The sequence below is a fragment of the Xanthomonas sp. NCPPB 1132 genome, assembly GCF_056629235.1.
In genome coordinates, this window is sequence record NZ_CM152819.1 from 472,326 (window position 1) to 495,525 (window position 23,200).

At 71.3% G+C, this 23,200-nt stretch carries 21 protein-coding genes; 11 read left to right on the plus strand and 10 right to left on the minus strand.

From position 1 onward, the window contains the following. Window positions 1-123: 123 nt before the first annotated feature. Window positions 124-1,335 (plus strand): MFS transporter, encoded by a 1,212-nt coding sequence (locus AC1G9L_RS02105; protein WP_019801925.1) that lies wholly within the window; start codon window positions 124-126, stop codon window positions 1,333-1,335. Here AC1G9L_RS02105 and yccS read toward each other — a convergent pair. The 5 genes from yccS to purH all read right to left on the minus strand — a co-directional run bounded on the left by yccS (window position 1,280) and on the right by purH (window position 8,283). Further along, on the minus strand, window positions 1,280-3,502 hold the full coding sequence (gene yccS / locus AC1G9L_RS02110; protein WP_481070181.1) for a YccS family putative transporter: 2,223 nt from the start codon (window positions 3,500-3,502) through the stop codon (window positions 1,280-1,282). The two genes, AC1G9L_RS02105 and yccS, sit on opposite strands and share 56 nt — an antisense overlap. 53 nt (window positions 3,503-3,555) lie before the next feature. Next, entirely contained in the window at window positions 3,556-4,233 is a 678-nt protein-coding gene (locus tag AC1G9L_RS02115; RefSeq protein ID WP_019801452.1) for a uracil-DNA glycosylase family protein, read from the minus strand. 252 nt (window positions 4,234-4,485) lie between these two features. Next, entirely contained in the window at window positions 4,486-5,775 is a 1,290-nt protein-coding gene (purD, locus tag AC1G9L_RS02120) for a phosphoribosylamine--glycine ligase (RefSeq protein ID WP_481070182.1), read from the minus strand. Window positions 5,776-5,830: 55 nt separating this feature from the next. Then, complete coding sequence (locus tag AC1G9L_RS02125) at window positions 5,831-6,682, minus strand: hypothetical protein (protein ID WP_481070183.1); 852 nt, start codon at window positions 6,680-6,682, stop codon at window positions 5,831-5,833. Window positions 6,683-6,699: 17 nt separating this feature from the next. After that, window positions 6,700-8,283, minus strand: coding sequence for a bifunctional phosphoribosylaminoimidazolecarboxamide formyltransferase/IMP cyclohydrolase (purH, locus tag AC1G9L_RS02130; protein ID WP_019800760.1), 1,584 nt, complete (start codon window positions 8,281-8,283; stop codon window positions 6,700-6,702). Between the two features lie 245 nt (window positions 8,284-8,528). Here purH and AC1G9L_RS02135 point away from each other — a divergent pair, with 245 nt between their 5' ends. The 8 genes from AC1G9L_RS02135 (at window position 8,529) to AC1G9L_RS02170 (ending at window position 16,462) form a co-directional block, all read left to right on the plus strand. Continuing rightward, complete coding sequence (locus AC1G9L_RS02135) at window positions 8,529-9,143, plus strand: CDP-alcohol phosphatidyltransferase family protein (protein WP_019800833.1); 615 nt, start codon at window positions 8,529-8,531, stop codon at window positions 9,141-9,143. 65 nt (window positions 9,144-9,208) lie between these two features. Then, a complete protein-coding gene (locus AC1G9L_RS02140) occupies window positions 9,209-10,963 on the plus strand; it encodes a bifunctional alpha/beta hydrolase/class I SAM-dependent methyltransferase (RefSeq protein WP_481070184.1) in 1,755 nt (584 codons plus the stop codon). Beyond that, complete coding sequence (locus tag AC1G9L_RS02145) at window positions 10,960-12,297, plus strand: phosphatase PAP2/dual specificity phosphatase family protein (protein ID WP_481070185.1); 1,338 nt, start codon at window positions 10,960-10,962, stop codon at window positions 12,295-12,297. Before AC1G9L_RS02140 ends, AC1G9L_RS02145 begins: the two co-directional genes overlap by 4 nt. Then, the gene (locus AC1G9L_RS02150; RefSeq protein WP_481070186.1) at window positions 12,294-12,743 is read left to right on the plus strand and encodes a hypothetical protein; all 450 of its coding nucleotides are present in this window, start codon (window positions 12,294-12,296) and stop codon (window positions 12,741-12,743) included. The genes AC1G9L_RS02145 and AC1G9L_RS02150 overlap by 4 nt, the downstream gene beginning before the upstream one ends. Continuing rightward, window positions 12,740-14,209: a TIGR04222 domain-containing membrane protein gene (locus AC1G9L_RS02155; protein WP_481070187.1), complete on the plus strand. Its 1,470-nt coding sequence runs from the start codon at window positions 12,740-12,742 to the stop codon at window positions 14,207-14,209. Before AC1G9L_RS02150 ends, AC1G9L_RS02155 begins: the two co-directional genes overlap by 4 nt. Beyond that, a complete protein-coding gene (locus AC1G9L_RS02160) occupies window positions 14,209-14,862 on the plus strand; it encodes a CDP-alcohol phosphatidyltransferase family protein (RefSeq protein ID WP_481070188.1) in 654 nt (217 codons plus the stop codon). Before AC1G9L_RS02155 ends, AC1G9L_RS02160 begins: the two co-directional genes overlap by 1 nt. Further along, window positions 14,859-15,491: a lysophospholipid acyltransferase family protein gene (locus AC1G9L_RS02165; RefSeq protein WP_010343858.1), complete on the plus strand. Its 633-nt coding sequence runs from the start codon at window positions 14,859-14,861 to the stop codon at window positions 15,489-15,491. The genes AC1G9L_RS02160 and AC1G9L_RS02165 overlap by 4 nt, the downstream gene beginning before the upstream one ends. Next, window positions 15,488-16,462 (plus strand): phosphatidate cytidylyltransferase, encoded by a 975-nt coding sequence (locus AC1G9L_RS02170; RefSeq protein ID WP_010343857.1) that lies wholly within the window; start codon window positions 15,488-15,490, stop codon window positions 16,460-16,462. The genes AC1G9L_RS02165 and AC1G9L_RS02170 overlap by 4 nt, the downstream gene beginning before the upstream one ends. 451 nt (window positions 16,463-16,913) lie before the next feature. Here the strand turns inward: AC1G9L_RS02170 and fis are convergent, their stop codons facing one another. From fis to prmA, 4 genes are all read right to left on the minus strand, one after another. Further along, window positions 16,914-17,186 (minus strand): DNA-binding transcriptional regulator Fis, encoded by a 273-nt coding sequence (gene fis / locus AC1G9L_RS02175; protein ID WP_010343856.1) that lies wholly within the window; start codon window positions 17,184-17,186, stop codon window positions 16,914-16,916. 116 nt (window positions 17,187-17,302) lie between these two features. Then, complete coding sequence (locus AC1G9L_RS02180) at window positions 17,303-18,166, minus strand: DUF3426 domain-containing protein (protein WP_481070189.1); 864 nt, start codon at window positions 18,164-18,166, stop codon at window positions 17,303-17,305. 208 nt (window positions 18,167-18,374) lie between these two features. Then, window positions 18,375-18,752 (minus strand): helix-turn-helix domain-containing protein, encoded by a 378-nt coding sequence (locus tag AC1G9L_RS02185; protein ID WP_019800993.1) that lies wholly within the window; start codon window positions 18,750-18,752, stop codon window positions 18,375-18,377. 182 nt (window positions 18,753-18,934) lie between these two features. Beyond that, window positions 18,935-19,855 carry a 50S ribosomal protein L11 methyltransferase gene (gene prmA / locus AC1G9L_RS02190; RefSeq protein WP_481070190.1) on the minus strand — a complete coding sequence of 307 codons (921 nt, stop codon included), beginning with the start codon at window positions 19,853-19,855 and terminating at the stop codon, window positions 18,935-18,937. 424 nt (window positions 19,856-20,279) lie between these two features. Here prmA and AC1G9L_RS02195 point away from each other — a divergent pair, with 424 nt between their 5' ends. Together AC1G9L_RS02195 and AC1G9L_RS02200 are read left to right on the plus strand one after the other, a co-directional pair. Then, window positions 20,280-21,206: a hypothetical protein gene (locus AC1G9L_RS02195; RefSeq protein WP_481070191.1), complete on the plus strand. Its 927-nt coding sequence runs from the start codon at window positions 20,280-20,282 to the stop codon at window positions 21,204-21,206. After that, window positions 21,203-21,559 carry a hypothetical protein gene (locus AC1G9L_RS02200; RefSeq protein WP_019800331.1) on the plus strand — a complete coding sequence of 119 codons (357 nt, stop codon included), beginning with the start codon at window positions 21,203-21,205 and terminating at the stop codon, window positions 21,557-21,559. The genes AC1G9L_RS02195 and AC1G9L_RS02200 overlap by 4 nt, the downstream gene beginning before the upstream one ends. Window positions 21,560-21,814: 255 nt before the next feature. Here AC1G9L_RS02200 and accC read toward each other — a convergent pair whose 3' ends face one another. Further along, entirely contained in the window at window positions 21,815-23,182 is a 1,368-nt protein-coding gene (accC, locus tag AC1G9L_RS02205; RefSeq protein WP_019800330.1) for an acetyl-CoA carboxylase biotin carboxylase subunit, read from the minus strand. Window positions 23,183-23,200: the final 18 nt, after the last annotated feature.

The following is a 23,200-nucleotide window of genomic DNA, read 5'->3' on the forward strand; positions in this document are numbered from 1 at the left end:
TGCGGTGCCGCGGGCCGCGCTCACGCTATCTCAAAAGCAGATGGCAGTGGTGAAAAAAATGCGTTTGAACGATCGCTGCCGCCGCCACAGACTGCGCCCCTCTCTTCGATCCGGTTCCCTTCCATGGACACGACCTCGCATCCGCCGATACGCCGCGGCCTGGTGCTGCTGATGGCCACCGCCACCGGCCTGGCGGTGGCCAGCAACTACTACGCGCAACCGCTGCTGGAGGTGCTGGCGCAGACCTTCGCCATCGACGTGCGCCACGCCGGCGCGGTGGTCACCACCGCCCAGTTGGCCTATTCCGCCGGCCTGCTGTTCCTGGTGCCGCTGGGTGACCGCTTCGAGCGCCGCCGCCTGATCGTCGGCCTGTATGCGCTCAGCGCGGTCGGCCTGCTGGTCAGCGCGATGGCGCACAGCTTCGCGCTGCTGCTGCTGGGCACGCTGATCACCGGCCTGAGTTCGGTGGCGGCGCAGATTCTGGTGCCGTTCGCCGCGACCCTGGCCGCGCCGCACGAGCGCGGCCGGGTGATCGGCACAGTGATGAGCGGGCTGCTGCTGGGCATCCTGCTGGCGCGCACGGTGTCCGGCCTGCTGGCCGGGATCGGCGGTTGGCACACCGTGTACTGGATGGCGGCGGCGCTGATCCTGGTGGTGTCGGGCCTGCTGTGGCGCGGTCTGCCGCGGCATCCGGGCAACCCGCAGCTGTCCTATCCGCACCTGATCAGCTCGGTGCTGGCGCTGCTGCGCGACGAGCCGGTGCTGCGCGCGCGGGCGGTGCTGGGTGGGCTGATCTTTGCCGGTTTCAGCATGTTCTGGACCACGCTGGCGTTCCTGCTGTCCGGCCCGGACTACCGCTACGGCACCGCGACCATCGGCCTGTTCGGGTTGATCGGTGCGGCCGGCGCGTTTGCCGCCAACCTGTCCGGCAAGCTGTCCGACCGTGGCGCCGGCCATCTGGTCGGCTGGGGCGGCCTGATCATGCTGTTGCTGTCGTGGTTGCTGCTGCTCGGCGCGCCGCACTCGCTGTGGCTGCTGATCGCCGGGGTGGTGCTGCTGGACGTGGCGGTGCAGGGCGTGCACATCGGCAACCAGAGCGTGATCTACCAACTGGATCCGGCCGCGCGCAACCGCATCACCTCGGCTTACGTCACCTGCTACTTCATCGGCGGTGCGATCGGGTCCAGCCTCGGTACCGCAGCCTATGCCTACGCCGGCTGGCGCGGGGTGGCGATCGGTGGTGCGGCGCTGGCGGTGGCTGCGCTGCTGTGGATGGGCCTCAGCGTGCGGACGGGGCGGCAAGCGCTGGCGCCGGCGGCACCGGTGCGGCGCTGACCGCCTGCGCGGCGGCGCGCAGCTTGGGCAGCAGGCGCAGGGTCAGCGCGAGCTGATTGCGCACCAGCCGGCGCTTGGGCTCGTCGATGCCGTCCTCGCGCTCCAGCGCCTCGGCCAGGGCGATCTCGGCGGGTTCGTCGGCGGGCGGTAGCGCCTGTCGCTCGGCCAGTGCGTCGGCCAACGCGCCCAGCGCCTGCGGCAGGTAATCGCCGGCGCGGACGATGTCCGGATCGGTCTCGCCAGCCAGCGCGGCGCGGTGCGCGCCCAGCGCCGACAGGTAGCCGAGCAGGGTGTTGGACAGGGCCAGGAAGCGGAAGCCAGCATCCAGGTTGCGGCGGTAGCGGCCGGGTTCGCGCAGCATGTTCGACAGCGCCACCGACAGCGCGGCGTCGGCGTTGTGCATGTCGCGGCGGGCGATGCGGTAGGGCAGGTCGTCGCGCATGCCGCTGCGGTACTGCTCCAGCACCTGCGCCAGGTAGCGCGCGCTGCTGGACAGCACCGTCGCCAGCACCTGGTGGAGGCGACGGCCCTGCCAGTCCGGCAGGATCAGGAACGAGGCGGCGGCGGCGATCGCGCAGCCGATCAGGGTGTCGAGCAGGCGCGGCCAGATCAGCATGAAGCCGTCGCCGATCAGGTTGAAGCAGAACAGCGCCATCACCGTGATCGCTGCGGTGGCGAGCATGTAGCGGTCGGTGCGGGTGACGAAGAACACGAGCGTGCCGAGCAGGGCGAACAGCAGTTGCAGTTCGGTGCCGGGGAACAGCTGCATCAACGCCCAGGCCGCGCCCAGGCCGATCAGCGTCCCGGCCATGCGCTGGACCAGGCGCAGGCGGGTGGCGCCGTAGTTGGGGCGGCACACGAAAGCGGTGGTCAGCAGGATCCAGTAGCCGTTGCTGGCATGGATCGACTGCATGACCACGTAGCCCAGCACCAGCGCGATGGCCATGCGCAGGCCGTGCCGGAACAGCACCGAGCCGGGCGTGAGCTGCTGGCCGAGGCGGCGCAGCATCTCGCGCAGGGTGTGCGGCGAGGAGTCGCGCAGGCGGGTATCGAGGGTGTCGCTGGTGGTATCCGATTGCGCGGCCTCGGCCAGGCGCCGCTCGATGCTGTGCAGGTTGGTCACCAGCAGTTCCAGCGAGCCGAGCAGGCGCGCCTGCCGCGGATCGGCGCGGGCGTGCAGGAAATCCAGCGACTGGCGCAGGTCGGTGGTGGCCTGCTGGGTCTGTTCGCCGTAGTCGAACGGCTGCCGCAGCCGGATCGCCTCGCCCAGCGCCGCGCAGGCCTTGCCCTGCAGGGCCAGCAGGCGCTGGCAGCGGTACAGCACGTCGCTGTGGAAGAACGCGTCGGTCAGCGCCTCGTACGGGTAGTGCGAGGAACTGGCGCGCTCGTGGAAGTCCTGCGCCATGTAGTACAGGCGGAAATACAGGCCCGACTGCACGCCGGGCCGGCCGGAGCGGCCGAAGCGGCTGATGATCGCGGTCTTGGCCGCGTTCAGCGCCGCCACCACCCGCGCGTTCTGCTCGGCCAGCGCCAGCCGCCGTGCGTGCAGGTCGCTTTGCCGCACCGGCTCGAACAGGGCCGCCTTGCACCGCAGGTAGCGGCCCAATTCCAGGTACAGCCGCGACAGCCGCTCGCGTACCGGCCGGTTGGCGAACAGCACCGTCCACAGCACCGACAGCACGCCATACCAACTGGCGCCGAGCAACAGCAGCGCCACGCCGTGCCAGGCCGTGCCGCCGACATGGCCGTTCTGGTTGCCGTGGTCCAGGCCGATCATCGCGTAGATCGCCAGCGCCACCGTGGCCTGGGCGATCGAAGCATAGCGTTCGCCGAGCGCGCCGAGCAGGGTCAGGGCGAAGGTGGACAGCGCCAGGCCGGCCGCGAACGGCCACGGATACGGGAAGAGCAGCACCACCGCGGCCGCGGCGGCGGCGAAACACAGCAGCGACAGCAGCACCGACTTGATCCGACCCAGCCAGTTGTCGTCGGTCTCGGCGATGGCGCTGGCGATGGTGCCCAGGAAGATCGCCGGCACCGCCTCCAGTTGCTGCAGATGCCAGCACACGCCCATCGCCACCGCCAGCGCGATGAACACGCGCAGCCCGTAGCTTGCCTTTTCGTGGGCCCACAGGCGGCTGAGGCGGGTTTCGATCGAGGGGGTCGGCACGGCGACACGATAGCGCACCGTCGCTGTATGCGATCCCCCTTGAGAAGGTCGGCTCAGACCGCGAGTTGCCGCAAGCGGGTGTCCAGCAGCGCCGGGAAGCGTTTGTACCAGGTCTGGTTGAGCGGCGAGGGATGCGGCAGCGGGTACAGCGTCACGCGGAGGGTGCGGCGGCCGTCCTCGCTGCGCAACTTCACCTCGGTCTGCGCCTGGAAGCGGTCCTCGCGCACCCAGAATGCCTCCAGCGCCGCGCGCACCTCGCGCGGCTGGTCGATGCCGAACCACAGGAAGGCCTCGCGGCCGAGGGTGAGGATGTCGCGGCCGCGCCACTGTTCGAGCAGCAGGCGCCGCATCAGCGGATGGAAGCGCCGCTTCACCGGCATCGACCACGCCTTGTTGCCCACCGGCTTGTACGGCACGGTGTTGAGCCAGAACGCGACGCGGCCGGCCTTGAGCCCGGCGGCGAAGTCGGGCATCTCCTCGCCATGGTGCAGGTGTCGGTACAGCGCCTTGCGCACCAGTTGGCCGCCGCTGCCGACGAAGGGTTGGCCATGTTCCACCTCGCTGCGGCCCGGGTCGCGACCGAGGATGCACACCTTCGCATCGCGGCGGCCCAGGCCGATGATGGGATCGAGCGGATCCTTGCCGCAGGCGGCATAGGCCGCGGTGTCGATGCCGTCGGTCTGCGCGGCGAGCGCGCGGAAGCGGGCGCGGAGGGCGGGGGAGAGGGCCATTGAGCGTGCGCGAACCGGTAGAAGATCCAGGCTAGCGCAGGGGCGATGGAGAGTGCGTGGGCGCATTTGCAGGAGCGGCTTCAGCCGCGACCGGCGTTCCCGGTCATGCCCCTGTCGCGGCTCAATCCGCTCCTCCAGGGAGCGGGCTGGGCATCCTTGTGGGAGGGACTTCAGTCCCGACGCGCGACGTTGTCAGCTGTGCTTTGGGCTTCGCTCGTCGCGGCTGAAGCCGCTCCTACACATGGTGACGCGCTACGCCCCCTGCTCGCGCGCGATCGCGCGCCAGCCGATGTCGTGGCGGTGGAATTCGCTGGCCCAGTGGATCTGCGCCACGCCGGCGTAGGCATGGCGCTGCGCCTGCGCCACGCTCTCGCCCAGCGCCGCCACGCACAGCACGCGGCCGCCGGCGCTGAGCACCCGGCCCTGCGCGTCCAGCGTGGTGCCGGCATGGAACACCTTGGCGTTGGCCGGCACCGCGTCCAGGCCGGTGATCGGCTCGCCGGTGACCGGGGTCTCCGGATACGGCGCCGCCGCCAGCACCACACCCAGCGACGGGCGCGGATCCCACTGCGCCTGCGTCGCGTGCAGGCGTTCGTCGAGCGCGGCGTCGAGCAGGTCGAGCAGGTCCGACTGCAGGCGCAGCATCACCGGCTGCGTTTCCGGGTCGCCGAAACGCACGTTGAACTCGATCACCTTGGGTGCGCCGCTGGCGTCGATCATCAGCCCGGCGTAGAGGAAACCGGTGAACGGCACGCCGTCGGCGCGCATGCCGCGCACGGTCGGTTCCACCACCTCGCGCATCACCCGCGCGTGCACCTCGGGCGTCACCACCGGCGCCGGCGAGTACGCGCCCATGCCGCCGGTGTTGGGGCCGGTGTCGCCGTCGCCGACGCGCTTGTGGTCCTGGCTGGTGGCCATCGGCAGCGCGGTGTGGCCGTCGACCATGGAGATGAAGCTGGCTTCCTCGCCGTCGAGGAATTCCTCGATGACCACGCGCGCACCGGCGTCGCCGAAGGCGTTGCCGGAGAGCATGTCGCGCACCGCGGCCTCGGCCTCGTCCAGCGACATCGCCACGATCACGCCCTTGCCGGCGGCCAGGCCGTCGGCCTTGATCACGATCGGCGCGCCCTTGTCGCGGACATAGGCCAATGCGGCCTCGACCTCGGTATGCACGGCGTAGAACGCGGTGGGAATGCCGTGGCGCTGCAGGAAGTCCTTGGCGTAGGCCTTGCTGCCTTCCAACTGTGCGGCGGCGGCGCTGGGGCCGAAGATGCGCAGCCCTGCGGCGCGGAAGCGGTCGACCACGCCCAGCACCAGCGGCACTTCCGGCCCGACCACGGTCAGCGCCACGCCTTCGTCCTGGGCCAGCGCGAGCAGGCCGTCGAGGTCGTTCACCTTGACCGGTACGTTGCGGCACTTGGCCTCGCCGGCGGTGCCGGCATTGCCGGGCGCCACCAGCACTTCGTCGACACGGGGGGACTGGGCCAGCTTCCAGGCCAGGGCGTGTTCGCGGCCGCCGGAGCCGATGACGAGCAGTTTCATCGCGGAATTCCAGATTGCAGGGAAAAGGGGAACGGCTGCACCGGGCGCGCGTGCCTCATGCGCAGCCTTCGCGTTGCAGCGCTTCGGGGAAATGGTAGGTCCAGGTCTTCGTGTCCAGCACGAAGCGGTGTTCGCGCTGCACCTGACGCTGGCCACAATCCACGCCGGTTTCCTCGATCAGCAGCGGCCAGACGCGGGCGGCGGGGTCGCGGTCGTCGAAGCGCAGGGCGAAGTCGAGGTCGAACTGGCCGGCCTTGCAGTCCGCAGCCGCATCTGCGGCGTCGCAGTCGGCGGCGGCACCGTTGTCGATGTGGCTGGGCAGGCTGCCGGCATCGACCAGGCCCTTGGGGCCGGGCAGGATCAGCGTTTGCGATTGCAGCGCGTAGCCCTGGCCGAACCAGCCGTCCTCGACGCGGAACCCGTAGAAATCGCTGCCGGCGCGGACGATGCCGACCTCGCCCGGCTGGCCGTTGCTGCCGTAAGTGCCGCCGGTGCGCTCGGCGGCGACGGCGAAGCCCTGGCCCTCGGGACGCAGCACGTAGAAGTCGATGGTGCCAGGCTCCGGATGGCCGGCATCGCGCAGCGCGCCGCACACCGCCAGCAACTGCTGCCAGCCGTCGCCGATGACCACCGGCTGTTCGGCGCAGACCTGCCAGTCCACCGCATGGCGCGCGCCATCCTGGGTCCACTGTCCCGGCCAGTGCCCGGCGAGCATGGCGGCGCTGCCGTAGCGCTGCTGCAGGAACGCCTGCAGCCGCGCGGTGCGGCTGACGTGGGCCGGCGCTGCGGCGCTGGCGGGCGCAGGTGCCGCGCTGGGTGCGGGCGTCGCGGCCGGCTTGCAGCCGCCGAGCACGAGCACGCCGGCCAGGGCCAGCACGGAGAACGGATGCGGCGCGACAGCGGACATGCGCATCGCTGCAGACCTCAGTGGCGGAAGTGGCGCACGCAGGTGAACACCATAGCGATGCCATGCTCGTCGGCCGCGGCGATGACCTCGGCGTCGCGCATCGAACCGCCGGGCTGGATCACCGCCTTGATGCCGACCGCGGCGGCGGCGTCGATGCCGTCGCGGAACGGGAAGAACGCATCGGAGGCCATCACCGAGCCTTCCACGGCCAGGCCGGCGTCGGTGGCCTTGATCCCGGCGATGCGCGCCGAGTACACCCGGCTCATCTGTCCGGCGCCGACGCCGATGGTGCGGTGGTCCTTGGCGTAGACGATGGCGTTGGACTTGACGTACTTGGCGACCTTCCACGCGAACAGCAGGTCGTCGAACTGCGCCTCGGTCGGCGCCAGCCGGGTCACCACCTTCAACGCGTCGCGCGGCACCACGTGCGCGTCGCTGGTCTGCAGCAGGATGCCGGAGCCGACGCGCTTGCTGTCGATGCCGTAGGCGCCGTCGCCGGCGGGGATGCGCAGCACGCGCACGTTGGCCTTCTTCTTGGCGTACTCCAGCGCGGCGTCGTCGTAGTCGGGGGCGATCAACACCTCGACGAACTGGCGGTCCAGGATCGCCTGCGCGGTGGCTGCATCCAGGCGCCGGTTGAAGGCGATGATGCCGCCGAAGGCGCTGGTCGGGTCGGTGGCGTAGGCCAGTTCGTAGGCGTCGCCGCAGCCGGCGCCGACCGCCACGCCGCAGGGATTGGCGTGCTTGACGATGACGCAGGCCGGCGCGTCGAACTGGCGCACGCATTCCCAGGCCGCATCGCTGTCGGCGATGTTGTTGTAGGACAGCTCCTTGCCCTGCAGCTGGGTGAAGGTGGCCAGGGTGCCGGGCGTGGGCTGCAGGTCGCGGTAGAACGCGGCCTGCTGGTGCGGGTTCTCGCCGTAGCGCAGTTCCATCACCTTGACGAAGCTGGAGTTCATCTGCGCCGGGAACGGACTGCGCGTGGGCACGGCGGCGTCGCTGGCGGTGACCGCGGACAGGTAGTTGCTGATCGCCGCGTCGTACTGGGCCACGCGGTTGAACGCGGCCACCGCCAGGGCGAAGCGCTTGGCCGCCGACAGCCGGCCGTCGTTGGCCTCCAGTTCGGCCAGCAGCTCGGGGTACTGCGCCGGGTCGGTGGCCACGGCCACGCGGGCGAAGTTCTTGGCCGCCGAGCGCAGCATCGCCGGGCCGCCGATGTCGATGTTCTCCACCGCGTCGGCGAGCGTGCAGTCGGCCTTGGCGGTGACCGCCTCGAACGGATACAGGTTGAGCACCAGCAGGTCGATCGCGGCGATGCCGTGTTCGGCCATCACCGCATCGTCGGTGCCGGCGCGGCCGAGCAGGCCGCCGTGCACCAGCGGGTGCAGGGTCTTGACCCGGCCGTCCATCATTTCCGGGAAGCCGGTCAGTTCGGACACGTCCTTCACCGCGAGCCCGGCCTCGCGCAGGGCCTTGGCGGTGCCGCCGGTGGACAGCAGTTCGACGTTGCGCGCGGCCAGCGCGCGGGCCAGGTCGATCAGGCCGGTCTTGTCGGAAACGGACAGCAGCGCCCGGCGCACGGGCAGGAAATCGGAGGACATGGGGCAGGGCGGGGGCAGCGGAACGGGCCGCCATTGTAGGCGCTGAGGCCCGCCGACGCCCGGCCGGCCGTGCCCACGGGCCGGCGGATCGCGTGCGCGGCAGCGCCGGCACACGGTGCGCGCGCCCCGCCGTGGCGCCGCGCGCGGACCGTGCAGAACACCTGCGCCGTGCCTTCGGCCGCGCGCGCAGCCACTGCGATGCATTAGGCTGTCGCCGCCCCGCCCTCGCCGTCAGGACCACGCGCGTGTCGATCTATGCCCTCAAAGGACGTTTCCAGGACCTGCTGCGGCCGGGCGTGCGCGTGCTGGACCGGCTTGGCGTCACCGCCAACCAGGTGACGGCGGCCGCGGCGCTGCTGTCGCTGCTGGTCGCCGCGGTGGTCTACACGCAAGGCGCGGCGCAGCCGCTGTGGTACGCGCTGCTGCCGCTGTGGATGCTGCTGCGGATGGCCTTGAACGCGGTGGACGGCATGCTGGCGCGCGAGTTCGGCCAACAGTCGCGACTGGGCGCTTACCTCAACGAACTGTGCGACGTGATCGCCGATGCGGCGCTGTACCTGAGCCTGCTGAGCGTGCCGGGCGTGATGGGCGGCTGGGTATGGCTGATGGTGCTGACCGCGGCGCTGACCGAGTATGCCGGGGTGCTGGGGCTGATGGTTGGCGCCAGCCGCCGTTACGATGGGCCGATGGGCAAGAGCGATCGCGCCTTCTGCGTCGGCGTGCTGGGGGTGTTGCTGGCCTGCGGGTTGCCCGGCGCACCAGCCGTCAATGGCTTCGCTGGGGTGGTGGCGTTCCTGTGCGTGTCGACGACGGTGCGCCGCGTCGCGGCCGGACTGCGCGAAGCGGACGCGCGCGACTGAGCGGGTGCGGCCATCGTGGCCGCGGGAACCCAATGGATTCATGGCAGACAGGGAATCGGCAACGGATGCGGCAGGTCAACGAAAGCGAATTCGCTAGTTTCGACGGCACACGAGTGTTCTACCGGCATTGGCCGGCCACGACGCCGGCGACGCCGCCGCGGGCGGTGGTGCTGCTGCACCGTGGCCACGAGCATTCCGGGCGGGTGATGCATCTGGCCGAGGAACTGGGCCTGGACGACTGCACGGTGTTCGCCTGGGATGCGCGCGGCAACGGCCGCTCGCCCGGCGCGCGCGGCGATGCCCCCGGCTTCCCGGCGCTGGTGCGCGACCTGGACCGCTTCGTCGCGCATATCGGCGAGGTCCACGGCATCGCCGTGCAGGACATCGTGGTGGTGGCGCAGAGCGTGGGCGCGGTGATTGCCAGCACCTGGGTGCACGACTACGCGCCGCCGCTGCGCGCGCTGGTGCTGGCCTCGCCGGCGTTCAAGGTCAAGCTGTACGTGCCGTTCGCGCGGCCCGGGCTGGCCCTGATGCAGAGGCTGCGTGGCAACTTCTTCGTCAACAGCTACGTCAAGCCGCAGTGGCTGACCCACGACCCGGCGCGGGTCGAGAGCTACCGCAACGATCCGCTGATCACCCGGCCGATCTCGGTGCGCGTGCTGCTGGGCCTGTACGCGGCGGCGGATCGCGTAGTCGGCGACGCGCAGGCGATCACCGTGCCGGTGCAGTTGCTGGTGTCCGGCAGTGATTTCGTGGTGCACCGCGGGCCGCAGGACCGCTTCTACGAACGCCTGTCCTCGCCGGTGAAGGAGCGCCACCTGCTGCCCGGTTTCTTCCACGACACCCTGGGCGAGCGCGACCGCGCACCGGCGCTGGCGCAGATCCGCCGCTTCGTGCGCGAGCGCTTCGCCGAGGCGCCGGCGTTGCCCAGCCTGCGCCAGGCGCACCGCCGCGGGCCGACCTTCGAGGAAGCCGAGCGCCTGGCCTGGCCGCCGCAGCGCTACAGCCTGCACGACCTGCGCTGGCGCGGCGTGCGCGCTGGCCTGCGCCTGGGCGGGCGGCTCTCCGAAGGCATTGCCCTGGGTCTGCAGACCGGCTTCGATTCCGGCAGCACGCTGGACTACATCTACCGCGACCAGGCCGCCGGGCACGGCCCGCTGGGGCGGATGATCGACCGCAACTACCTGGATGCGATCGGCTGGCGCGGCATCCGCGTGCGCCGCCAGCACCTGCACGAACTGCTGGGCCTGGCGATGCAGCGGTTGCGCGCAGCGGGCCTGCCGGTGCGCGCGCTGGACATCGCCGCCGGCCACGGCCGCTACGTGCTCGAAGCGCTGGCCGGCGGCAGCCAGCGCGCCGATGCGATCCTGCTGCGCGATTTCAGCCCGTTGAACGTGGAGCAGGGCCGCGCGCTGATTGCCGCACTCGGCGCCACCGACATCGCCCGCTTCGAACAGGGCGATGCCTTCGACCGCGACGCGCTGGCCGCGCTGCAGCCGCGGCCGACGCTGGCGGTGGTGTCGGGCCTGTACGAGCTGTTCCCGGACAACGACCAGGTGCTTCGCTCGCTGCAGGGCGTGGCCGCGGCGGTGGAGCCGGGCGGCTACCTGGCCTACACCGGACAGCCCTGGCATCCGCAGCTGGAGTTCATCGCCCGCGCGCTGACCAGCCACTGCGGTGGCGCGGCCTGGGTGATGCGCCGGCGCACCCAGCAGGAGATGGACGAACTGGTGCGCACGGCCGGCTTCCGCAAGCTGGAGCAGCGCATCGACGACTGGGGCATCTTCACCGTGTCGCTGGCGCAGCGGATCGCGCCATGAGCGCGGTGGCCGCGTGGCCGTGGCGGCGTGCGCTGGCCTGGCTGGCGCTGCTGGGGCCGTTCTTCTTCCTCAGCTACGGCCTGACCAACACCCTGGCCGCGCGCCGCGCCGACGTGCCGTCGCTGCCGTTCGCCTGGGAAAGCCACATCCCATTCTGGCCGTGGACCATCGTGCCGTACTGGTCGATCGACCTGTTCTACGCCGCCTCGTTCTTCGTCTGCCGCACGCGCGCCGAACTGGACACGCATGCACGGCGCCTGCTCACCGCGCAGCTGCTGGCGGTGGCTTGTTTCCTGCTGTGGCCGCTGCGCTTCAGCTTCGAGCGGCCGCCGACCGAGGGCGTGTTCGGCTGGCTGTTCGCGGTGCTGCTCGGCTTCGACAAGCCGTTCAATCAGGCGCCGTCGCTGCACATCGTGCTGCTGGTGGTGCTGTGGGTGCGCTATGCGCAGCACCTGCACGGGCTGGCGCGGTGGGCCCTGCACGGCTGGTTCGCGCTGATCGGGCTGTCGGTGCTGACCACCTACCAGCACCACTTCCTCGACGTGCCCACCGGCCTGGCCGCGGGCTGGCTGTGCGTGTGGCTGTGGCCGGAGCGCATCGCCGCGCCGTGGTGGGCCGCGGCGCCCGCGCGCGATCCGCGGCGCTGGCGCCTGGCCGCGCTGTACCTGCTCGGCAGCGCGGCCTGCGTGGCTGCCGCGCGCTCGCTCGGTGGCACCGGCTGGTGGCTGCTGTGGCCGGCGCTGTCGCTGCTGCTGGTCGCGCTGAGCTACGCGTTGCTCGGCCCGCTCGGCCTGCAGAAGCGCGCCGACGGCCGCCTGAGCCTGGCCGCGCGCTGGCTGTACGCGCCGTACCTGGTTGCTGCCTGGCTCAACTCGCGCGCCTGGACCTGGCGCGATCCGGCGCCGCGCGCGATCGTCGACGGCGTCTGGCTCGGGCGCCTACCTGGCCGTGGCGAGCGCGCACGCTTCGCCGTGGTGATCGATGTCAGTGCGGAACTGTCGTTGCGCGAGGCGCAGGCGCACGACCGCGTGGTGCCGATGCTGGACCTGGTGGCGCCGCCGGCCGCGGCCTTGCGCACGGCTGCCGACGCGATCGAAGCGGCACGCATGCACGGCCACGTCCTGGCCTGCTGCGCGCTGGGCTATTCGCGCAGCGCGGCAGCAGTGGCCACCTGGCTGCTGCGCAGTGGCCGCGCCACCAGCGTGGACGAGGCGCTGGCGCTGTTGCGCGCGCACGCGCCACGGATCGTGCTGGGACCGGCGCAGCGTGCCGCCATCGCCGCCGCCTGCACCACATCACCGGCGCTGCTGCAGGCGCAGGAGCTGCCGGCATGAGCACGCCGCTGGAACTGCGCACGATGGCGGCGGTGTTGCGCCAGGCCGCGCCACTGGATCGGCTGTCGCTGCTGCTGCTCGCGGTCAGCGTGCTGCTGGCGGCGTGGTATGCCGGCACCGGTGCCGTCCTCGCCGTGTCCTTTTGCGGCGTCGCCGCCTTGGCCGGCCTGCTGCAGCGCTACTGGGCGGCGCGGGTCGGCCTGGACGTGGCGTTGCTTGAGGCAGTGCTGGCCGAGCCTGACTTGCAGCATGCCGGCGCCGACCTGGATGCGGCCCTGCAGCGGCTGGGCCTGTTGCGCACGCTGCCGCCGCCGCGCGACTGGCCGGCGCGCTGGCAGGGCATGCGCCGCCTGCTGCGGCGGCAGCTGCTGTGTTTCGCTATGCAAGGGCTGGCCCTGCTGCTGGCGCTGTGCACGGCGCCCGCCGGCTGGGAAGCGCTGCGATGACGCGAACGCCGACGCCGCTGTTGCCGGCCAGCGTCGATTCCGATCACGCGGCGCTGTGGCAGCGCCTGCAGGCCGATGGCTTCGGCGAGGGCGACGCGGCGTTGCCGGTCTTCGAGCGCCGCGTCGCTGAGGAGGCCGGCGTGTCGCTGGCGCTGGCCGCGCACCTGGTCGAGGAATACCGGCGCTTCTGCTTCCTGGCCTGCGTCGCCGGCGAGGAGATCACACCAAGTCCGCTGGTCGACCAGGCCTGGCACGCGCATCTCACCGACACCCGCGAGTACTGGCAGCGGTTCTGTCCGCAGGTGCTGCGCCGCACCCTGCACCACCACCCCGGGCGCGGCGACCCGGCCGACGCTGCGCGCTTCCAGGCCCAGTACGCGGCCACCCTGGCGCAGTACCGGCACTACTTCGGCGAGCCGCCGGCGGCATGCTGGCCGGCGCCGGCCGGCACGCGGCCATCCGCGCCGGCCCCGCGCCTGACCGGCGCGCGCCGCAGCGCGCCAGCGCGTGCCGGCGTCGCCGTGTGGAGCTGGATGCTGGGCGGTGCCCTGCTGTTTGCGGTGCTCTGGCAACGCCACGGTCCGCTGTCGCCGCTGCACTGGCCCGGACCGCCGTTCCTGCTGCTGTTCCTGGCCGGCATCGGCCTGGCCTGGAGCCTGGGCGCGCGCCTGCGCCTGGTCGTGCGCGGACTGCGCCACGCCGCGCTCGACACGCCGCTCGATGCCACCGAACTGGCCTATCTGGCCGGTGGCAGCGAGCGCGTCGCCGACCAGCAACTGGCTCTGTTGCTGGCGGCCGGCGCGGTACGCCTGCACGCGGAGCCGCACGTGCGCCGCCAGGCGCGGCTGCAGTCCACCACGGTCGCGGTACCACCGGCGCTGCAGCGCGCGCTGGCGATCGTGCGCGCGCACCCGCAGCTGCAGCAGGCGCTGGCCGCGCTGCAGCGCGATGCCGCGCCGTTGCGCCGGGCGCTGGTCGCCAAGGGGCTGTGGCTGGGCCACGGCCAGGCGCTGTGCGCCCGCCTGTTCGGCGCGGCGCCGTTGCTGGCGCTGTGGACCCTGGGCGTGATGAAGTTGCGCATCGGCCTGCAGTTGCAGCGTCCGATCGGCTTCCTGGTGGCGGCGATGGTGGTGGTCAGCGTCGTTGCGCTCGGCTTCCTGCTCACGCCGCCGCGGCGCAGCGTCGCCGGCGATGCCTTGCTGGCCGACCGCGAGGCGGCCTGGCGCGATGGCGTCGCCGCGCCCTCGCTGGCGCCCGGTTCGCACCTGGCGCTGCCGCTGGCCCTGGCCGGGACCAGCGTGCTGATGACCACGCCCTGGGCCGACTATCACGCCTTGCGTGCGCCCGCAGCCAACGGCCGCGGCGGCAGCTGTTCGGCCAGCAACTGCGGTGGCGACGGTGGCAGCAGCGACGGCGGCAGCAGTTGCGGCGGCGGTGGCTGCGGCGGCTGTGGAGGCGGCGACTGATGGCGCGTTCGACCTGGCAGGCGCGGCGCGCGCAGTGGCGTGTGCGGCTGGCGCTGGCGCTACGCGCGCGCGGAGCCACGCCCAACGGCGTGTCCTGGAGCGGACTGGCGTGCGCGGTGCTGGCGGCGCTGATGTTCGCCCTGGCCTGGCGCGAGCCGCCGGCCAACGCCGCCGCGCTGCTGGTGCTGGCGGCGCTGGCGCTGCAGGCGCGGCTGCTGTGCAACCGCCTGGACGGCCTGATGGCGCAGCAGGCGCAGATGATCGGCCGTGCCGGCGCGGTGTACAACGAGGCGCCGGACCGGCTGTCGGACGTGGCGGTGTGCCTGGGCGTGGGCTACGGCCTGCAGCCGGTGCTGGGCATCGGTGCGGAACTGGGCTGGGCCGCCGCCCTGCTGTGCGTGGGCACTGCCTATGTGCGCATGCTCGGCCTGGCCTGCGCGGTGCGCGAACCGCTGCAGGGGCCGATGGCGCGCGCGCAGCGCATGCATTGGCTGTCGCTGGCCGCGTTGCTGGCGGCGGCCGCGCTGCTGCTGCAACACGTCGCGCTGGCCCGCACGATCCTAGCCGTGGCGCTGATGTTGCTGATCGCCGCCGCCGCCCTGACCATCGTGATCCGCGTGCGCGCCATCGTGCGCGAACTGGAGTGGAAATGATCGAACGCCTGATCGCCCGCGGCTGCAGTGCCGCGATCCGCCTGCTCACCGGCGCACGTGCGCTGTGGCGCGGCTGCATGCCGTCCAGCGAACGCCGCGTGTACTACGGCAACCACGCCAGCCACGGCGATTTCGTGCTGATCTGGTCGTCGCTGCCGGCGCCGCTGCGGCGCGAGGTGCGGCCGGTGGCGGCAGCCGACTACTGGCAGCGCGACGCGCTGCGCCGCTACCTGATCCATGCGGTGTTCAACGGCGTGCTGATCGAGCGCGACCCGCAGCAGCGCCAGCGCGATCCGATCGCCTGCCTGTGCGAGGCGGTCGACGCTGGCGGCTCGCTGATCCTGTTCCCGGAAGGTACGCGCAATACCGAGGACGGCCTGCTGCCGTTCAAGAGCGGGCTCTATCACCTGGCGCGGCAGCGTCCGGAACTGGAGTTCGTGCCGGTGTGGATCGACAACCTCAAGCGGGTGATGCCCAAGGGCAAGTGGCTGCCGTTGCCGTTGCTGTGCACCACCACCTTCGGCGAACCGCTGCGGCTGGGTGCCGGCGAGGACAAGCAGGCCTTCCTCGATCGTGCGCGTGCGGCCTTGCTGGCCTTGGCGCCGGAGCAGGCGGAGGCGGCCCGATGAATCCGATCGCGCTGAGCGAACACCTGCAGCAATCCTCGCTGCGGCAACAGACGGTGTGGCTGTTCCTGGGCATCGCCACGGTGCTGGTGGTGGCCACGCTGATCGCCGAGACCCTGCGCTGGCGCGCGCGCGGACGACCCAGCGCGGTGCTGGACAACCTGGTGGCGCGGATCCGCGCGTGGTGGGTGATGGCCGGGGTGGTGGCGCTGGCGTTCGCCTTCGGCCGGCTGGGCGTGATCGTGCTGTTCGCGCTGGTGTCGCTGTTCGCGCTGCGCGAGTTCATCACCCTCACTCCGACCCGGCGCGGCGACTACTACGCGCTGCTGGCCGCGTTCTACGTGGTGCTGCCGTGGCAGTACTGGCTGGTGTGGAGCGACTGGTACGGCCTGTACACGCTGCTGATCCCGGTCTACGCGTTCCTGGTGCTGCCGATCCTGGCGACCATCGGCGGCGACACCACGCGCTACCTGGAGCGCACCGCCAAGGTGCAGTGGGGGCTGATGATCTGCGTGTTCTGCATCTCGCACGTGCCGGCGCTGCTGAACCTGCGCATCCCCGGCTACGAGGACCGCAACCTGTTGCTGTTCGCGTTCCTGGTGATCGTGGTGCAGTCCTCCGACGTGCTGCAGTACGTGTGGGGCAAGCTGCTGGGCCGGCACCTGATCGCGCCGAAGCTGTCGCCGTCCAAGACCGTGGAAGGCTTCGTCGGCGGCATCCTCTCCGCGAGCCTGCTCGGCGCGGCACTGTGGTGGATCACCCCGTTCTCGCCGCTGCAGGCATTCGCGCTGGCGCTGGTGGCGAATCTGATGGGCTTCTTCGGTGGCCTGGTGATGTCGGCGATCAAGCGCGACCGCGGCATCAAGGACTGGGGTCACATGATCGAAGGCCACGGCGGCGTGCTGGACCGACTGGATTCGGTGTGCTTCGCGGCGCCGGTGTTCTTCCACCTGATCCGCTATGGGTGGGTGTGAGGGGCTGGGAGTGGGGATGGTGGGATTGGGGATTGGTTGGAGCGCCGCGGGCTGCGCGTGTGCGCCTGTGCGGGCGTAGGAGCGGCTTCAGCCGCGATGCTCTACCGAGAGCGCATCGCTGCCGATCGCGCAGGAAGACAGCATGGCTTCCGCACCCGCATCTTCAGACGATGTCGCGTCGGGGCTGAAGCCCCTCCCACAATGGCAAGGCGCGCGGTTCGGCGTTCGGTGTTTTCTTCGCTGCGGTAGTGCGTTTGCTATCGCCTGGGTGGGTTTCAGGCGTCGCGGCTGAAGCCGCTCCTACGAGGGCGATGTGCAGGCGCCACACGCTGCGTATCGGATTGCTTGACAGTCAAGTCATGCAGGACAGCACGCCCGATTCCCGATTCCCGGCCTTTCACCAGCCGCAGGCTGGTCATCCCCAATCCCCAATCCCTAATCCCCGCCTCACTCACGCCAGCCCGTATTCCTTGAGCTTCTTGCGCAGGGTGGCGCGGTGGATGCCCAGCAACGCGGCGGCGCGGCTCTGGTTACCTTCGCAGTGGTTGAGCACTTCCACGAACAACGGGATCTCCATCTCGCGCAGCACGATCTCGTACACGTCGTCGGCATCGCAGCCGTCGAGGTCGCGCAGGTAGCGGCGGACCGATTGCGCCACGTGTTCGCGCAGCGGCGGCTTCGGCGCGCCGCGACTGGAGTCAGGACGAGTGGTGGCGGCGTTCAAGTTCGACGGATCCCCGGATGACAGCGGCGCCGGACGGCAGGAGCGCCGGCGCGGGGGGACGAGTCTAGCGCGTGGCCTGCGCCGCTGCCATGGCGCAGTGCCCGAACGCAGCGTTCTCAGTGGAAGTCGAAACTGAATGCCGCGGTCTCGGCCGCCGGTTCGCGCACCTGGAAGGCGATTTGCGCGCTCTGTCCCGGTGCCAGCGTGACGCTGTCCGGACGCGCGCGGCCCAGGTATTCCTGCGGGCGCAGCACGCGGCTGCCGATGGTGCGGCCGTCGGCGTCGGCCAGCGACAGCTGCAGCAGCGGCCAGGCCTGCGCCCAGCGCGCGTCGTTGCGGAAGGTCGCCTGCACCTGCAGGGTGCCGGCATGGCCGGGCAGCGGCCGCACCTCGCGGCTGAGCATGGTGAAGGCGGCCGGCTCGCGCCAGGCCGGCACGCTGCAGCGCAGAACCTGGCAGACCCCGGCCACCCACGGCCGCCAGCGCGGGTCGGCGCCCAGCCGCTGGCGATCGGCGATGAGGATCTGCAGCGCCAGCAGCAGGCCCAGCCCGGCCAGCGCGATCCACTGCCACGGCGCGGCGCGCAGCACCGGGCGCCGTGCGCCCGGCCCGTGCAGGAAGCTCGGGGCGGCGGCGGATGCCGGCGCGGTGGCGGCGGTCGCGACTGCCGCAGGTGTGGCTGGCGCCAGTCCCGGTGTCGGGTCCGGCGCCGACGCTGCCAGCGGCGCGTCCAGGTCATGCGTCTGACTGGGCGCGTGGAATGTGTCGGCCTCGCTCTCGGTCTCGACCGACGTTGCGTTCGCAAACGTTGGCGAGACGCTCGGCGCCGTGGGGTGTGTGGTGTCGGTCGGCGGCGCCGCGCCTGCCGACGCCGCCTGGTCCGCCGCTGGCGCACCCGGGGTCTCGTCCGGCGTGGCGGACGGATCGGACTGGCGCAGCAAGGTGGCGAGGCTGGGGCGAGGCGGAGTGCGATCGGGCATGCGCGCGGACGACGACGGCGAGACCCTTATTCAAGCATGTTCAGCACGCGCCGGCGGGATTTGCAGCGCGCTGGCGGCTAGACTGCGGCCTTGCAGGCGTCAGACAGACGCGCCGATCGGCCAACGCGCGATCAGGGGCCGAGAACCTGAATTCGATTCCCGATTCCCGATTCCCGATTCCCAACTCAAGCAACCCGCCGCATCGCGCTCAGCGCGACCTGCGGGGGTCGAGCAGGTCGAGCAGGCCGGCGCGCTGGCGCGGGCTCAGGCCTTCGAAGCGCTCCAGCAAGCGCAGTTGCTGGTCGGTGAACTGGTACTGGCTGGGCAGTTCGCCGATGGCGGCGGCATCGGCTGTCATCGGTTCGCCGAACACGCGCTCGCCGCGGCCTGTGGCCAGGTATTCGAAGTGCAGCCCGCTGCGGCGGGCCAGGGCGATCAGGTGCTCCAGCGCTGGCGCCGTGCCTTCGGCCATTTCCCACTGCGCCACGGCGCTCCGGGTCACGCCCAGGTCCAGCGCCAGGGCCTCCTGGGTGAGGCCGGTGAGCTTGCGCGCTTCGCGCACCCGTTCGTACAGCTTGCTGTTCACACGCACCTCCGCAGGGGAGGCGAGATATAGCCGCGCCGGCCGCTACGGTTGGTTCGTGGCGCTGTCCAGGGAATGAATGTTAGCGATACTGTCTTCGCTTCACTGGGCCGGCCCGGGTGCGGGCCATGCCTGGCGTGGCGAATGCCGCGCTTCGGCGCCGCTGTGCGCGTTCGCGCCCCGATTCAGTCGCGGCGCACGCCGTCGATGCGCATCCAGTCGCCGTCCTGCTCGGTACACAGCTGCGCGAACCACGGCGCGTAGCGCTGCAGCAGTTCCTGCTCCTGTCCGTGCAGGATGCCGGACAGGGCGATGCGACCGCCCGGCGCCACGCGCGCGGCCAGGGTCGGTGCCAGCGCGTCCAGCGCCGAGGCCAGGATGTTGGCCACCACCACCGGATAGGTCGCGGCCGGTTCGTCGGCCGGCAGGTATACCGCCAGGCGCTCGCCCACGTCGTTGCGTTCGGCGTTGTCGTGGCTGGCCAGCAGCGCCTGCGGGTCGTTGTCCACGCCCACCGCGGCGGCGGCGCCCAGCTTCAGCGCGGCCAGTGCCAGGATCCCCGAGCCGCAGCCGAAATCCAGCACGCGCGCCTGCGCCAGCACGCCGTCGGCGGCCAGCGCGTCCAGCCAGCGCAGGCACAGCGCGGTGGTCGGGTGGGTGCCGGAGCCGAACGCCAGGCCCGGGTCCAGGCGCACCACCGCGGCATCGGCGCCGCGGGCGTCCTCGGGCAGGTCGTGGTTCCACGGCACGATGAAGGTGCGCGCGCCGAAGCGCATCGGCTGGAACTGGTCCAGCCAGGCCCGTTCCCAGTCCTGGTCGTCGACCTTGCGGAAGGTGACCTGGGCCCAGTCCAGCCCGGGATCGAACGCCTCCAGCGCAGCCAGCAGCACCAGCGCGTCCTGGTCCTCGGGGAACAGCGCGCTCAGCACCAGCGTGCCCCACAACGGGGTCTCGCCCACGCCCGGTTCCAGGATCGCGCGTTCGTTGCTGGTGTCGGCATCGGCATCGAGCAGGGTCACCGCCAGCGCGCCGACATCCTCCAGCGCGGTCTCGTAGCGGGGCTGGGTGGCGTCGGTGCAGCGCAGGGTCAGTTCGAGGAACGGCATCGGTCGGTGGGGCAAGAAGGGGAAGCGCGCATCTTAGACGGGCGGCGGGCGTCGCGCTGGAGCCCGACTTGCGGCGGAGCGGGGTACGGCACGCATTTCGGCCGGTTGCGAACCACGTCCAGCCGGCGCCGTTCTGAACGCGACACGCGACGGCGGTACGCGGCGTCTCGCTGGCCGCGCCGGGCCGAAAAGGCCAGCAATGCGTCTGGACGCTGCCGGGCCAGCACCGACACTGCGATCTGCACCGCGCGCCCGTGGCGTCGTGCCGTTCGTCCGTGCCGCCGGTCCGCACGTCCATGCGCCGGGATCGCGGCATGCATTTGGCGCATGCCGCCGCCGTGGCCTGGGGTAGACTGCCGGCTCGCAGCGGCGGGGCGACAGGGGGCCCGGCTGCGTTTCTGCCCGTTGTCCGGCTCTCTCGCGCATGCCCGTCGTGTCCCGTCCAACCTGGCTGTTGCTGGCGCCCGCCGCGCTGTTGCTGGGCGTGGTTGCCTATCGCGCGCTGTCGCTGCCGGCGGCACCGGCGGTGCCCGCGGCAACGACCGCGGTGGCGGCCGGCGCCGCCCCTGCGTCCGCCGCGCCGACTCCCCTGCCGATACCGACGTCGACGCCGATGCGCCCGCGTGGGGATGCAGATGGCGAACACGGCGCCGATCTCTACCGCGCCGCGCAGCAGCTGTCGATCGCCGCCGCGCACGGCGACCCCGAGGCGTCCTGGCGGCTCAGCCGCATCTACGACTACTGCGCCGGCTATGCGATGGACCCGGTCGGCTACGGCGCCGACACCCGCGCGATCGCCGATGCGCGCCTGCCGACCTCGGCGCAGATGGTGCAGGCCCGTGCCCGCGTCGGCCGCCGCTGCGCCGGCTTCGCGCCCGACGATGGCCTGACCCGCCAGGCCATCGTGGCCCAGCGCGTGCAGGCCGCGCGTGGCGGCAACCTGGCTGCCGAAGCGGCGCTGCTGGCGCTGGGCCAGCCGCTGCATGCCGGCGCCGAGTACAAGCGCGACCTGGTCGCGCGGGTGCGCGCCTCCGGCGATCCCGATGCCTACGTGGCGCTGGCGCCGGCGATGGGCCTGGCCGCCAGCGGCGACGACAGCCTGGGCGGCAGCGTGGCCGGCACCCAGTTTTCCGAATTGGCCTGGCAGTTGGCCGCCTGCAGGCTGGGATTGGATTGCGGCCCGGACAGCGAGCTGATGACCCGCTATTGCGCCAACGGCGGGATCTGCTCGCGCGACCCCACCCAGGACTTCAGCAGTTTTGTTTACGACGCCGCGGTGCCGCGGCAAGGCACGGACACGATGAACGACATGGTCAATCGACTGGTGGACAGCACGGGAGCAGGCTCATGAATTACCGGCGATGGCTGCATGGCGCCAAGTTCTGGTTCTGGGTCCTGGCCTTCGTCGCCTACTCGGCGGCGGCGGCGGGCCTGCTGTTGATCGACACCGCCGAGCAGCGCTACCGCGGCCTGTCCAAGGTCGAGCTGACCACGGCGCACTCCACGCCGGACGTGCGCCGCGCCGGCGCCGCGCAGGTCGCGGCGATCTACCGCGCCAACAGCGGCATGCCGTTCTCCACCCTGGCCCCGGGCAGCACCTTCCAGATCGTCTGGCCGGATGGCTCCACCGAGACGGTGATGATCGTCAGCCCGACCTCGAGCCTGGGCGCGGAGCCGGTGGCGGGGACGCAGCAGGGGAAGTAGCTGGGAATGGGGAGTCGGGAATGGGGAATCGCAAGAGCGGCTTCCCGGCCCCTCATTGCTGCGCGATGGTTGTAGCAACGATGTCGGCGACGGGCGCCGACGCGCTGTATCGAGGCCATTCGCTCCCGGGGTCTATTCGTTCCGCCCCGATCCTGTGGTGCTTAGGCGAGCGCGCTCGTGAGGTCGCGGCCTTCTCCGTCGAAATCGGGAGCCGGCACTGCCGATTCCCGATTCCCGTTTCCCCATTTCCGGCTGTCAAACCAACGCAATCGACTTGTTCTTGCGTTCGGCCAGGCGCTTTTCCAGGTAGTGGATGTTCTGGCCGCCGGCCTGGAAGCCCTTGTCGCGCATGATCCGCTGCTGCAGCGGGATGTTGGTCTTGATGCCGTCCACCACCATCTCGCTCAGCGCCACGCGCATGCGCGCGATCGCGGTCTCGCGGTCGGGGCCGTGCACGATCAGCTTGCCGATCATCGAGTCGTAGTTCGGCGGCACCTTGTAGCCGCTGTAGATGTGCGTGTCCACGCGCACGCCGGGGCCGCCGGGCGGATGGAAGCCGGTGATCAGGCCCGGGTTGGGTATGAAGGTTTCCGGGTCCTCGGCGTTGATGCGGCACTCGATCGCATGGCCGCGCAGGACGATGTCCTTCTGCTTGATGCTGAGCTTGTGCCCGGCGGCGATGCGCAGCTGCTCGCAGACCAGGTCGATGCCGGTGATGCGCTCGGTGACCGGGTGCTCCACCTGGATGCGCGTGTTCATTTCGATGAAGTAGAAGCGCCCGTTCTCGAACAGGAACTCGAAGGTGCCGGCGCCGCGGTAGCCGATGCGGATGCAGGCGTCCACGCAGACCTTGCCGATCTCGTTGCGCAGTTCCTCGGTGATGCCCGGCGCCGGCGCTTCCTCCACCACCTTCTGGTGGCGGCGCTGCATCGAGCAGTCGCGCTCGCCCAGGTGGATGGCGCCGCCCTGGCCGTCGGCCAGCACCTGGATCTCCACGTGGCGCGGATTCTCCAGGAACTTCTCCATGTACACCTGGTCGTTGCTGAAGGCGGCCTTGGCCTCGGACTTGGTGGTCTCGATCGCGGCCTTCAGCGCGGCCTCCGAATGCACCACGCGCATGCCGCGGCCGCCGCCGCCGCCGGCGGCCTTGATGATCACCGGGTAGCCGATCTCGCGGGCGATCTTGGTGTTGGCGACGATGTCCTCGCCCAGCGGGCCGCCCGAGCCGGGCACGCACGGCACGCCGGCGGCCTTCATCGCGCGGATCGCCTCGACCTTGTCGCCCATCAGGCGGATGGTGTCGGCCTTGGGCCCGATGAAGATGAAGCCGGACTGCTCCACGCGCTCGGCGAAGTCGGCGTTCTCCGACAGGAAGCCGTAGCCGGGGTGGATGGCCTGGGCGTCGGTGACCTCGGCCGCGGCGATCAGCGCCGGGATGTTGAGGTAGCTCTCCGAGGAGGGCGCCGGGCCGATGCACACCGACTCGTCGGCCATGGCCACGTGCTTGAGGTTGCGGTCCACGGTGGAATGCACCGCGACCGTGCGGATGCCGAGCGTATGGCACGCGCGCAGGATGCGCAGCGCGATTTCGCCGCGATTGGCGATGACGACTTTATCGAGCATGGGAAGGCCGGGAATTGG